The sequence below is a fragment of the Lacibacter sp. genome, from assembly GCF_057361365.1.
Genome location: NZ_JBMQSG010000011.1, coordinates 132,782 through 147,017 on the forward strand (window position 1 = coordinate 132,782; position 14,236 = coordinate 147,017).

A 14,236-nucleotide genomic window follows, 5' to 3' on the forward strand; every position below is an offset into this window, starting at 1 on the left:
AAGGCTTAGAATTTTATTTCAATTTTTGCTTGTGATGGTAGTTATACTACCAACCTTCTTACCAGCCCGGATTTTGGCCGAACGCCGGATAAATATTTACCTGGTTAGTTGGTAACGGAAGCCAATTATGTTTCTTTTCGAACACTCTTGTCACCACCACTCTTTCTCTAAGGTTAATAGGCTTGCCATTTGATCCACGGTCAAAATCGATAACAGTTTTTTCTGTATATTTTTTCTGATCAGCAACCTTCCATCTGCGCAGGTCGTGCCAGCGTAAACCTTCAAAAGCTAGTTCAACAGCTCTTTCCCGCATAAGCTCTTCCATGAAAGCATCTTTAGAGCCGAGGTATCTGGCGTCTACACCGGGAACTCCAGCACGGGTTCTTATTTTATTTACGGCCTCTATTGCAGTTAAATAACCCGGAGCACTACTTTGAGGCGTTCCATATCCATGTAATACTGCTTCTGCGTACATGAGATAAACATCTCCTAAACGGAGATAAGGAATTACAATGTTGAGATTGTTCCATTCGTTGTCCGTATTGTTACAGCCATCAGTTACAAATCTGCGAATGAGATATCCAGAGCGGCTTGCACTGGCATCAATCCGTAAGTTTCCGCCATTGAAGAGGTTGGCATATTTGTAAGCAGCATTCCCGGTACCCCTGATCATCTGCACACCATCATAAGTAATGTCTTTATAAAAACGAGGATCTCTGCCGCTCCATGGATCTGCTGGATTATAGCCAGACCCTGCTGCATCAAGCGGAAGTCCGTTTGCCATTCCAAAGTAGTTAACATAGTTTGCTGCAGGTGATGATATACCGGCTTCTCCTCCCAATGGTGGTGGAATAAACATGTTAACTAATGACCACCTGGAAGCTCCGCCCGGTCCCGGGCTATAAGCAGGCGGGCTAACAATAACCTCCGGAAAACCCGGATATTTTCCATAAGATGATATCGTAAAAAGAATGTCGGTATAATTGGACCATGGTATTAGTTTATATACAGCTTCTCCACTACCTCCAGCTTCTGATGAAATTTTCAGAGCACGGGTAAAGGCATCAGCAGCGTCTTTGCACAACGCCTGATCATAAGTGGCCGAACCAGTTGATTCTTCATTCATCATCGGGCTCGCTGCATACAATAAAGTTTTACCCTTGAACCCCAGGGCCGCAACTTTGGTTATACGCTGCTGGTTATTTCCCAAGGTCAGCTGTCCAACGGCTGTATTATCCCAATTAGCAGGCAGTAAAGCTGCAGCATCTTCAAAATCTTTCGCAGCCTTAAGAGATGTCTGGCGGTAGTTGAGTCTGGGCAACTCTAGTTTTGCACTGCTCGATAGCACTGTATCAATATAGGGAAGCCCTCCCCAAAAACTCATCAACTGGAAATGGAAAAACCCACGGAAAAACAACAATTGTCCTTTAATAACATCTTTTTCTTCCTGTGTTGCATTGACCATTTTATCGAGATTAGCCAAGCCTAGATTCGCTTTACGGATGCCATACCAGGCTAATGGCCAAAGTCCTTTACGTTGATGGTTATTCCCAAGATTATCGGTACCGGCACCAGTATCGTCGAGCCAGCTATTGTCCCAACCACCACCACCGGTTTGCCAGGCCCTGTAATTACCATTGTCAAATTCTGCATTCAACCTGTAGTTTGCATTTGTTGTTGACAAAACATCGTCTCCCGTATTCCACTCACTATTCCAGGTAGACTTAGACATGTCAGGCAGACAATTATGTAACTCTTCAGTAAAACCCTGGAAACTTCGGAAATTCAAAAAAACGTCCTTTTCCGAGATACTGGCTTCCAATGGCCTGTCAAGATATCGTTTACAAGAAGCTATTGCTAAAACTGAAAGCAGCACAGCTACAGATAAAGTTATTTTTATTGACTTTTTCATATACAACTTTTAATCGTTTATAAACTAAGATTGAAACCAAAATTGATTCGGCGAACTGTTGGATAAGCGCCCTGTCCTGAAGTATTGCCATTGCCGATGTTAGCTTCACGATCGTCAGGCATTTTACTCCAGAAAAGAAGATTGTTACCATTAACAAATACACGCATAGTTTGTATGCCTGCCTTTTTCAACCATGTTTGGTCTAAAGTGTAAGCTATTTCTGCTGTCTTCAAACGAACATAAGAACCATCATATAAGTAGAAATCTCCGTAAGCACTGTTAGATCGTAATGATTTCCATCTTGGCAAAGGAGATTGAGCATCAGTATTATCCTTCGACCAATAATCTCCCTGCTTGTAAACCGAATTCAACTTTGCATTGAAGTTTGTTTGAGTTAACTCACGAGTAACATTATTTACTGCGTAGAATTGAACCATGATAGTGAAGTGCTTATAGTCAAAGCCTAATGTAGCAGTATATGTATTTTGAGGTCTCGACGGGTAAGCGAACGGCACAATATCAGCCTCATCAATTCTTCCATCGCCATTAAAATCAACGAGGTTGAAGTTTCCGGGCATTTTATTATTGTCGTTTTCATTTAATATACCGCTGCCGTAAACCTCATCCCATGTATTGTAGTACCCCGTACGGATATAAGACCTGGCCTGTCCAATCTGGTATCCAGCCTGTTTACGATATGCATCCAGCAATTGCGGATCGTCACGATCAATTACCTCATCCTTAGCGTAGGTCATCGCAGTGTTTGCCCATACACGCATACTCCTCTTAAGCCTTTTATTAAACTTGAGTTCCAATTCATACCCCTTTACAACTGTTTCACCCAGGTTGGAAATTGGTGGAGTACCGCCATAATAGGCTGGAACTGCTCTTTGATTACCATTGATTAAAATGTCGGTTCTACGATCTTGGTACAGCTCAACAGTACCTTCAAAAAGTCCTCTGAATAGTGAAAAGTCTAAACCAATATTTGCCTTAGCCACTGTTTCCCAATGCACATTCGGGTTGCCTATAGAATTTTCTCTGAAATTTACATAAGGGCTGTTGGCGTTATTATCACCCATTCGGGTTTGTCCACCATAACCCCACTGCGTTACATAAAGATAATTTCCGCCTACCCTGTCATTTCCCACTAAACCATACGAACCACGAAGTTTAAGAGAGGATACCCAAGGAATTTTCTGCATGAATTTTTCATTCGTTATCGTCCAACCTATTGCTGCAGAAGGAAAAAACTCGAACCTGTAATCGGGGCCAAATCTTTGTGAGCCATTGTATGCTCCATTAAATTCAGCAAAATACCGGCTGGCAAAATTGTAAGTAACCCTGCCCACCCAATCTTCACGATATTCGGGGAAACTACTGCCTGTCGCATTTTCGTTACGCATGAACAAGCCCATTGCTGTAATATTGTGCCTTCCTATTTTGGCGGAATGGTTTAATTGCAACTGATAAACATTCTGTCTCCTTGTTCCCCCATTATTAAATACATCTGAAGCTCCTGTCCATAGCGGTACTACATAGTCGAACTGGTTCGATCCAGCTGTATTGCCGTATTGAACTGCGCCAGTAACTGGGTTAATCCATTTAGTGATGTTACTGCCGCCATCATTAATTCCACCGGTTGCAACAAAGGTGTTATCAAGTGAATAGGACCCTCTGAAGCTAAGGTTCTTGATTAAAAAGCTTAAGTCCTGTGTGAGCACAAAATCGGTTGTCATTTGGGTTGTTTTGGTATTCAAAACACCATTGTTTCCAAGTATCAGCGCAGGGTTATTGGTTGAAACGGGGTCAAGTGGATAATAGCCATAAGAACCGTCGCTGTATTGAGGGTAAAAAAGATCAGGTGCATTACCATAAATACCCTGGTACCACGAATACTCAAAACCGCTACGTGAATTTTGTTTGTTTCCGTGTAGTCCGGCAAGGTTTACTGAGAGGTTTGTGGTTTTGGTTAATTTGAAATCGAGGTTTGCACGAATGTTTAACCTGTCATAAAAAAAACCGGGTGTGTAACCTTTATGGTTGTCTGGAATTTTCATGATATCACCTTCGTGAAGGATATCTACTGAAGTAAAATATTTTACAAATCCCGATCCCCCTGAAATATTGATGTTGGCATTTTGTGCCCAGGCCATCTTTTTAAGAGACTCGTCCTGCCAGTCAATATTGGGATACTGTTGGGCCTCCTGTGCATTTGCTGGATTACGATATTTATTAATTATTGCCTGAGGAGTATAATCAGCCCATGATGCAGGACTGATTGCTAATTCCCGTTCGATCGCCAAATTCCTGATTTGTAATGCATCATATGCATCATATTTTTGCGGAAGGCGGGAAGGTATTTTCATTGTAGAGTTAAAGGTGAAATTTATGTTCGCCCTACCCTCAACACCTCTTTTAGTAGTTATAAGAATAACACCGTTGGCACCCTTCACGCCAAAAACTGCCGTGGCCGATGCATCTTTTAAAATAGAAACGCTTTCTACTGAGCCAATATCGACACCATTCATCGGACGTTCAATTCCATCTACCAACACTAAAGGGCTTGAACTATTCCACGTACCCTGCCCCCTGATATATATAGTAGGATCTTCGCCTCCGGGTACCCCTGTTCCCTGTACGGTTATAACGCCAGGCACGTTGCCGGTGAGTGCAGCACCAATATTTGAAACACCACCTGCACGCTGAAGAACTTTCCCCGTTGTTTGAGTAATAGCCCCTACCACACTTTCTTTCTTTTGCCGGCCGTAACCAACTACAACAACGTCTTCCATAGTAGATCGAGCAATATTTAATCGCACCTCAACCATATTTTGATTGGCTACATTCACTTCTATTTCATCCATTCCAACATAACTAACCACAAGTATTCTGTCTTTTGTAGGAATAGTAATCCTGAAATGACCAGTTGAATCAGATGCAGTTGATATATTGGTTCCTTTTACCTTAATGGTGGCTCCCGAAAGCGCAACACCTGATGAATCTCTTACGGTCCCCGACACCGTTCGGGAATCCTGGGCCATTACAGGTACGCCTGCCAATAAAATCCAAATAAGAGCAATTGCCAGCTTAAGCAGCTTGTTTTTAGCCACGCATTTCATACTTGATTTTTTTAATTTATAGAAAGCTTGATTTTGCAAGTTTTTAAACATCATTGTTAAATGTTCAATCGTTTTGGTTTTCGAAGTATCCACGCAACTGTTGTTGCGGGATGAAGGTGTTTATGGTAGCAGTTAAAAAAATCAATTTCTCAATTGATTCCATTGCACGCATGGTGCTTTTGGTTTCATGGGTTTGGATTCGGGCATTTGTTCTGATATAGCTTCTGATTGAAGTGCGGCCTTAACCAAATGATCCTGCATTCGCTTCAGATGTTTGTTGTAGGCTTTCTCCTTTCTTATGCATGAGTAATCCTCTTGTATATTGTTGAAATTGTTGGACATCATCATACGATTGAAAAAATCAGAATTTCAGTTTCATTTTAATTCCCGTCTTAGTTACGTCACTGATCAGTGACAATAACTGCCTTATTTGAATAGACAAGGTGGAGTTTAAAATGTACCAAAGCCGGTTTAAACTTTTTTAAAAGAACTGTTTGGTTGATCAGGAATTATCACCGGATCAATCAGTATTAGTTAGAAGTGGCCAATCCAAACCGACTGGTAACTCCATACATTAAAGCATCGCTTATCTTTTTGGTAGCTATCGACATTTGATTGCGTACGGTGAAAACAGAAATATTCAATTCATTCGCTACGTCTTTGTATTTTAACCCTTCTTCTCTCACTAATTGAAATACCAGTTTACACTGGGGAGGCAGCCCTTGTATAGCTTCCTCTATTCCTCTTATTGTTTCATTGGAAATAAACAAATCTTCGGGGCTCGTAAACTCAACAACTATGTCCACATGCACATCATTTAAATGATATACAGGACGCCTTGAAGTTTTTGCCAGGTAGTTGAGAGATAGATTTCTTGTTGTGGTATAGAGATAGGCCCGGAGATTTTCAATGTGGTGCAGCTGGCTTCTTATTTGCCATAATTTAATAAAGGTGTCAGATACAATTTCTTCAGCACCTTCCCGAGACTTAATAAGAGAAAAAGAGAGTTTATGAAGACCATCAAACAAAAGCATATATAATTCTTTATATGCCCTCATATCATGCATCGCAATCTGTCTTTGCAAATCTTTTATTACTTCCATATGGCAATCAGTAGTGTGATCTTGAACGACACGGCATGGCACCACATAGAAACTATGTAAATCCCAAAGCAGCCAAATTCAAGTTGGTATATGATAAACTGAACAATCGCAACCGACGGTCAGGTCAGGCTTTTAGCGGGAGATAATTCTTTCGTATGGCCTCCCTACTGCTGGCTTGCCTTGCCGTCCAATACCTTCGAATTTTTCCGGAAAAAAATCAAAGCCGAACGTTCCTGCTTTTTGCCCTCGCCGGTTAAATTCTTATGATTTCAAAACTAATTTTTCCGGTTCTGCAGGGCTGGCTCATTTGTTGAAACTTATAGAACAAATGTTTTGTGACGATTTTATGCAACCGATTATATTGATTGAAAATCAACCAATTGCCTTTTTTATATTTTTTGCAGTTTTGTATTTATTCAACAAACAAGTTTTACATTAGCACTTGTAATTATTTTTTTGGAAGGAATTTAAAAGCTGTATTCAAAAGAAATTTTTACCAGCTCGCCAAAAGCTTTTGCGTGAAAAATGGAAGTACCGTTTGCCCTAAAATTTTGTGTTAAGCAGCTTTTTGAGTGAGGATAAAATCTTTCAAACCAGTTGAACGGGATGATTTTTTGATGAATGCGCCGGCCCGTTTAATAATGTATGCTGTGTCTTTGACCTACAGTTAAATGAGTGTAGGCGGGATTTATTTTTAAAGGAATTGACTGCTGTTTCAAATGCTGAATAATAAAAAATTACTGTTCTCCTGCCTCTGTTTGTTTACTTGGCTACCGATCGTAAACGGGCAAGACGATATCAATTTTACCAGCCTTACTACAAAAGATGGCTTGTCATCAAACAATGTAAATGCCGTTATAAAAGACAAGTATGGATTCATGTGGTTTGCCACTGATGACGGGTTAGACAGGTTTGATGGGGTGAATTTTAAAGTCTACCGCAGGAAACCAAGTGAACCTGCGAGTTTGCAAGCCAACGAGATATTATCACTTCACGAAGACAAAGCTGGCAATTTATGGATTGGCACCAGCAGCGGATCGCTAAGCTTATATAACAGGAAAAAAGATGCTTTTATAAACTTCGACTCAAGGCCTGAGGAAGGCGCCATTCGAAATAATGTAATTATGAGTCTTAGCAGCGATTTCCAGGACAAATTATGGATCGGGCATTTCGATGGCATAAATATCATGGACAAGAAAACGCAGCGCATTTCCGATTTCAAACCGGGGATCCGCTCCCGCTTCAACAAAACATGTACTGCTCTTTTTGAAGACAGCAAACAGCGGATGTGGATCGGAACTCCCGAAGGCTTGTTTTTGTATAATAGGGAAACAAACTCACTCAGTCCATTTCATCATTCCCCTAACGAACCTACAAGTATAAGCAGCAACCATGTGCTATCAATTACAGAAGATAAAGAAGGAGTTATTTGGGTTGGCACAAATAACGGCTTGAACATGTTGGCCCGGAACGGAAAAGTGTTCACCAGGTTTAAGCACATTGAAGCAAACCCCCAAACACTCAATAGCAACTTCATTTATTCGGTAGCGGTTGATGACGCTAATAAATTATGGATCGGTACATCAAAGGGATTAAACATCCTTGACGTTAAAACAAAAACGATGAAGGGCTACCATTATGATTCTCGGAATACCAATGGCCTTTCAAGTAATAGTCTTCACTGGGTTTACCTTGATAAGGAAGGTATTTGTTGGCTCGGTACTTTTTTGGGTGGAATAAGCAAATATGACAAAAATCTAAACCTCTTTAATTTAATACCGAGCAACCCTTTTGATAAGTTGGGATTAAATGCTTCCATTGTTACATCTTTTGCTGAGGCAGACGATGGGAAAGTGTTTGTTGGTACAGATGGTGGTGGTCTTAGTTTGTTTGATCCGAAAACAAAATTATTCCAGCAGATCAATATAAGATCAAAGCGTCCCGACATCAAAGGGCTTTCAATCATAACGCTGACAATGTCAAGCAATGATCAATTATTGATCGGAACATTTGATGATGGATATTTTATTTATGATCCGGCATCCGGAAAATATGAACAACTACTGCTGGGTGCAGGGACGGCTGACATTCCTTCGAATCAAATTTATTGTATCAATGAAGACAGGAAGGGCAACTTCTGGGTGGGCACTAACGGTAATGGGATTGTTGTTTTAAACAGTAATCATAAGACATTGTTTAGAATGACGCCCCACCCTGTTTTACCTAATGATATAAACTTACCTATTAACGGGTATATACGTGATATTGTGGAAACGAAAAATGGTGAGATGTGGATTGCTACTCACGGCGGAGGAATTGCTATTTACAACCCGTCTTCACAAAAATTTAAAATTTACACAACACAAAACAGCAAACTGCCGAACGATAAGGTTCTTACATTATTAGAAGACAAGGAAGGGAATGTTTGGGCGGGTACATTTGGTGAGGGTTTGGTTATGTTCAACAGAAAGACAAATGATTTTGTTTCTTATTCAGAAAAAGATGGGCTCAATAATAATAATATTTATAAAATCATTGAAGATAAGAACGGGCTTATATGGGTAAGCACAAACAAAGGATTAAGCAGTGTTGAAACAAGCACCAGAAAGATCAACAATTACAGTTACCATAATGGCATACAACATAATATTTTTATTCATGGCTCTGGATTACGATTAAAAAGTGGCGATTTGTTTTTTGGAGGCCAGGAAGGCTTTAACTATTTCAATCCGGCAAATCCCAAAATGAATACCATACCGCCGACCGTAATATTTACTGATCTAAAAATATCTAACCGATCGGTAGTTCCTTCAGAAGATGGGGCTATACAGGAAAACATTATTACAGCCAGTGAAATAAATCTGGATCACAAGCAAAATTTTGCTTTAAGCTTTGTGGGCTTAAACTTTACATCACCCGAACAAAATCAATATGAATACAAGCTGGAAGGGCTTGATAAAAACTGGATCAGTATCGGGAATACTTCATCGGTATCGTACACTAATATATCGCCCGGTAAATATGTTTTACGTGTAAGAGCAAGTAATAACAATGGTGTGTGGAATAAACAGGGTACATCTATAAAGATATATGTGCACCCGCCTTTTTGGCGAACCACTTACGCCTATATATTATACGGATTAATGATCGTTGGTGGACTTATCTATTTCCGGCAGAGAGGCATTGAAAAAATTAGGCGTCAGTTTATGGTTGAGCAGGAAACTTTTCGTGCTGAACAGGAACGTAAAGAGGCGGAACGAATTCATGAATTGGATCAATTAAAGTTGAAATTCCTGACAAACCTTAGTCACGAATTCAGAACTCCTATCTCTTTAATACTTGGCCCTGTTGATAGCCTCATAGAACAAGACAAAAGCAATGCATTTCGAAACCAGTTAAATATTATTAAGCGAAATGGTAAACGCTTGCTTAATCTTGTAAATCAATTGCTCGACTTTCGTAAAATGGAAGAGCAGGAATTAAAGCTGCAACCAAAAGAAGGTGATCTGATCGTTTTTGTAAAAGAAGTATTTGATTCTTTTCTTGATCTGTCGCAACGAAAACAAATTGAATTCAATTTTCAAACTAATACCCAATCATTTTACACCAGTTTTGATCATGATAAGATCGAACGCATTCTGTTCAACCTTTTATCTAATGCTTTTAAGTTTACATTAAGTGGCGGAATTATCGAGCTGAATGTTCAGAAACAAGAAAGTAACGACAAGCAGACAATGTTTTCTATTTCAGTTAAAGATTCCGGCATCGGTATTCCTGCTGATAAGAAAGAAGCCATTTTTGAACGATTTTTTCAGCAGCCCACAGCTGCATCTATTCTTAACCAGGGCACTGGCATCGGTTTGTCGATCACAAAAGAATTTGTGAAAATGCATGGTGGCAACATTACAGTTGAAAGCGAAGAAAATAAAGGCAGCACATTCACAGTTGAACTTCCGTTTGCAGAAATACCAAAAACAGCTGACACAGTTGCACCTGTTTTGCATACCGAAGACATAGTTGAAGAGGTAGACAACCGTGTGCTAATTGACCCAATTGTAACCAATAATAACGGAACTGTTTTGCCAACTATTCTGTTGGTTGAGGACAATGATGATTTTCGCTTTTATTTAAAGGATAACCTCCGACAGTCGTATAAAGTATTTGAAGCAGCAAACGGATTAGAGGGTTGGCAAAAAGCATTGGCTTTGCACCCTAGTTTAATTGTAAGCGATATTAGCATGCCACACATGGATGGTGTTGAGCTATGTAAAAAAATTAAAGCAGATAAACGAACCAATCATATTCCGGTTATTCTTTTAACTGCATTAACAGAAGAGAAAGAACAGGTAAGAGGATTACAAACAGGTGCCAACGATTACATTACAAAGCCATTCAATTTTGAAGTGCTGAATGCAAAAATCAAGAACCTGCTAACGTTAAACGATACATTAAAGACAACATATAGTAAGCGTGTTGATATACTATCGTCGGAAATATCATTTGAATCTTCTTCTGATAAATTGCTATTATCGATCACGAAATATGTGGAAGAAAATTTGACTGATACGCAGTTGTCAGTAGAAAACCTAAGCCGACATGTGGGTATGAGCAGAAGCACGCTCTACAACAAACTTCTCGAAATATCAGGACAGACACCGGTTGAATTTATTCGTTCTGTTAAACTGAATAAGGCAGCACAACTGTTAGAAAAAAGTGATTTAAGCATTGCTGAAATCGGTTATACAGTTGGTTTTTCCACTCCTAATTACTTTGCAAAATCTTTTAAGGCAAAATTTAATATGCTGCCTTCGGAGTATATGAATAAGATGAGGAATAAGAAAACGTAACGCTCGGGTTTACGATAACAAAAAGGCGATTCAATTCTGAATCGCCTTTTTGCTTCTTGCCTCATGCTCTCTTCCAGTCATAAGCAATAATGTGTTTTAGCGCCAGGGAAAGTTCTTCAAAACGATTGGGTTTTTGCAAAAAGAATACCGCTCCTAATTGCATCGCTTCGATCATATCTTTTTTATCAGCCGAGGTAGAATAAATAATGACAGGTACTTCTTTAAGTAGACTGCTTTTTTTGATCTCTGCCAGGCATTCTTTTCCATTCATTCGGGGCATGTTTAAATCCAGGAAAATAATATCAGGCAAGTAAATTCTGGAGCTGGATAATTTTGTGAGTGCTTCCAAACCATCAAAAGCTGTTACACACACACAAAGCTCATCCACTTCATGCAATGCTTCTATAAAAAGCTCCTGATCATCCGGATCATCGTCGGCAATAAAAAAATTTTTGTAGGTTTTCACATTGTGACTTTCAAATTTTTAAAAAAATTATTCCTGCATATCACACATTTCTAAACGCACCTCTTTTTGCTTTACCAAATGGCTATTCGGTAAAAACCTGGAACAGCATTTTAAACGTTGTGCCCTGGTTGGGTTGCGACACTACCGTAATCTCTGCTTTATGATAATTCAATATGTTTTGTGTTGAGGCCAGCCCAATACCCATTCCCTGCTTCTTCGAAGTAAAATATGGTTCAAATAAAAGCGGCAGATTCTCAGCGCTAACGCCGCAACCGTTATCAGCAATAGAAACAATATAATGATGATTGTTTCTATTTAATGAAATGTTCAAACGCCCCCCGTTATCATTCATTGCTTCTACTGCATTAATAATGATATTTAACAAAGCAATTTTCAATTTTTCCCGGTCGGCCATCACCCATGCAACTTCATCCAGGTATTCTTTTTGCAAATCAATATTCCTGAGCTTTATACGATCGATAGCCGCATCAATACTTTCTTCAAGAATATTCTGTAACGAATGTTTCTCCAACGACAATTTTTCATCATTTACCGGTTTCAACAGTTCGGCTATTAAAGCATCGATTCGTTTGCTATTGCGTCGAATAATATTGAAACAGACTTGCGACTGCTCATTGTTGATCATATGCTCTAATTGTTCAGCGGAGAGCATGATATTATTCAACGGATTTCTTACTTCATGTGCCATTACTTTTACTAAACGGCTGGCCACTTCCATCTTTTCAATCATCAACCTTTCTTTCTCCGTTTTCTTTAACGCCGTAATATCATGTATAATCCCTTGTATATAATTAACGTCGGAGGTGTTTTTTTCCTTTGACAAAGTAAGAATACAAATCTTGTTCTCACCAAATTTTGTGCGAACTTCTATTTCCTTATCAGGCACATCACCAGTACCTTCTAATTGTTGCTTAATCACTTTACGGCTGGCAAAATCTGCAAGTAGCTCATAAAGCGTCTTACCATACAACTCTTCTTTTGTATATTGAACCAGATGACAAAAGGCATCATTCACTTCAACAAACAGAAGATTCTCGTTGGCAATAAAAAGGCTATCCTTCGATTTCTCAAATATGTTCCTGAATTTACTTTCACTTTTACGAAGCGCTTTTAAAGCAGATGCACGTTCAAGCGAATAGCGGATGCATCGTTCAAGTTTTTCAGCGCTCAGTTCGCCCTTAACCAAATAATCCACTGCGCCAGATTCCATCGCTTTTTTATCTATGGCGGAATTGCCGTTCCCGGTTAGTAATATAAATGGCTCCTCGCAATTGTTTTCGATTGATTCACGAATAAGTTCAACTCCTGTTCTTGCACCCAATAAATAATCGATAAAATACAGATCATAATTAGAGCCGCATATTTTATCGGTTGCCTCTTTGAATGAATTACACCAATCAATTACAAATTTGCGATCGTCTATCTGCCTGATATATTCACTAATAATGAAGAAATCGTCTTCATCATCATCTACAATCAATATTCGAATGTCATTTTGTTTCATGATAGTTGCGTCGCCTCCTATTGGTTACATTGGCAATGAAATAATAAACGTTGATCCCTTTTGTTCTGTACTCAACGCAGAAATATATCCCTGGTGCTTCTCCACTATCTGCTTGCATAAAGCCAGTCCTATTCCAGTGCCCGGGTATTCGCTTTTGCCGTGAAGACGAACAAACATGTCGAAAATCTTCTCTGCATATTTTTGGTCGAATCCTATTCCGTTATCTTTTACATAAATTCTGCAATAGCGCTTCTTTTTTACAACCGAGTTCAGTTCTTCATCATTAGCATCAGGCTCGCCATAGATGTCTATTACCGGTTCTACTTCTTTTTGACTATACTTCAGCGCATTGCCTATCAAGTTAAAGAATAATGGTCGCATTAAACCAGGGTTTACCTCAAGAGACGGAAGAGATTTTACATTTACAATGGCTTTCTTTTCATGAATCATGCTTTCCATATCTGCAAGCACTTCATCCATCAAAATATTTAGATCGGTTTCTACAAAACGGTCTTTATCATTGGACAATTTGGAAAACTCGAGAATATCTTTCACCAATGTTTGCATACGCTCAGCAGCATTCTGGATACGGTTGATATAGCGTATAGCATCATCATTAAACACATCTTTGTACTTTGAATGCAAGAGATCGGTAAACGTACGGATTTTACGGAGTGGCTCCTGCAAATCATGCGACGACATAAATGCAAACCTGTCCAGGTCTTTATTTGCAGCTTCTAAACGATCAATATTTTCAACCAACCTTCTGTTAAGTTCAATCACCTGCTCTTCAGATATTTTTCTTTCCCTTATCTCGTTTTCAAGATTCTTGTTGATGATCATTAATTTCTGCTCCTGCGCAATCAGCTGCCGGTTTTTTGTGTACAGGTCGATATATACCGAAACTTTTGCCCTTAACAACTCAGGGTTTACGGGTTTGTAAATATAATCAACTGCACCGGTGCTATATCCTTTAAACATATGTTCTTCGCCTAAGTTATTAGCAGTAATAAATACAATAGGAATATGTTTCAGCTTTTCTCTTTGGTAAATGAGTTCAGCTGTTTCAAATCCATTTAAATTAGGCATTTTAACATCCATCAGGATTAGAGCAAAATCAAACTCCGTCAACAAAATTTTTAACGCCTGCCTTCCTGAATCAGCTTTCACCAATTCATATCCATCCTTATCGAGTAGACTTTCCATCGATAACAAATTGTCTGGCCGGTCATCAACCAATAAAATCTTCTTTTTCATTTTT

Annotated in this window: 7 protein-coding genes; 1 reads left to right on the forward strand and 6 read right to left on the reverse strand. The window is 39.2% G+C overall.

The genetic code is table 11. From position 1 onward, the window contains the following. Window positions 1–58: 58 nt before the first annotated feature. The 3 genes from ACO1QW_RS10235 to ACO1QW_RS10245 all read right to left on the reverse strand — a co-directional run bounded on the left by ACO1QW_RS10235 (window position 59) and on the right by ACO1QW_RS10245 (window position 6,119). Window positions 59–1,732 carry a RagB/SusD family nutrient uptake outer membrane protein gene (locus ACO1QW_RS10235; protein ID WP_486258162.1) on the reverse strand — a complete coding sequence of 558 codons (1,674 nt, stop codon included), beginning with the start codon at window positions 1,730–1,732 and terminating at the stop codon, window positions 59–61. 197 nt (window positions 1,733–1,929) lie between these two features. Further along, on the reverse strand, window positions 1,930–5,034 hold the full coding sequence (locus tag ACO1QW_RS10240) for a SusC/RagA family TonB-linked outer membrane protein (protein WP_486258164.1): 3,105 nt from the start codon (window positions 5,032–5,034) through the stop codon (window positions 1,930–1,932). A gap of 530 nt (window positions 5,035–5,564) precedes the next feature. Beyond that, window positions 5,565–6,119, reverse strand: a complete 555-nt coding sequence (locus ACO1QW_RS10245) for an RNA polymerase sigma-70 factor (protein ID WP_486258166.1) — start codon at window positions 6,117–6,119, stop codon at window positions 5,565–5,567. Between the two features lie 737 nt (window positions 6,120–6,856). Here ACO1QW_RS10245 and ACO1QW_RS10250 point away from each other — a divergent pair. After that, window positions 6,857–10,984 (forward strand): hybrid sensor histidine kinase/response regulator transcription factor, encoded by a 4,128-nt coding sequence (locus ACO1QW_RS10250; protein ID WP_486258168.1) that lies wholly within the window; start codon window positions 6,857–6,859, stop codon window positions 10,982–10,984. A 61-nt stretch (window positions 10,985–11,045) separates the two neighbouring features. On the opposite strand, the gene ACO1QW_RS10255 is transcribed toward ACO1QW_RS10250, so the two are convergent. The 3 genes from ACO1QW_RS10255 to ACO1QW_RS10265 form a co-directional block, all read right to left on the reverse strand. Next, the gene (locus ACO1QW_RS10255; RefSeq protein ID WP_486258170.1) at window positions 11,046–11,450 is read right to left on the reverse strand and encodes a response regulator; all 405 of its coding nucleotides are present in this window, start codon (window positions 11,448–11,450) and stop codon (window positions 11,046–11,048) included. Window positions 11,451–11,532: 82 nt separating this feature from the next. Beyond that, window positions 11,533–12,975 carry an ATP-binding response regulator gene (locus ACO1QW_RS10260; RefSeq protein ID WP_486258172.1) on the reverse strand — a complete coding sequence of 481 codons (1,443 nt, stop codon included), beginning with the start codon at window positions 12,973–12,975 and terminating at the stop codon, window positions 11,533–11,535. A 24-nt stretch (window positions 12,976–12,999) separates the two neighbouring features. After that, entirely contained in the window at window positions 13,000–14,232 is a 1,233-nt protein-coding gene (locus tag ACO1QW_RS10265) for a response regulator (RefSeq protein ID WP_486258174.1), read from the reverse strand. Window positions 14,233–14,236: the final 4 nt, after the last annotated feature.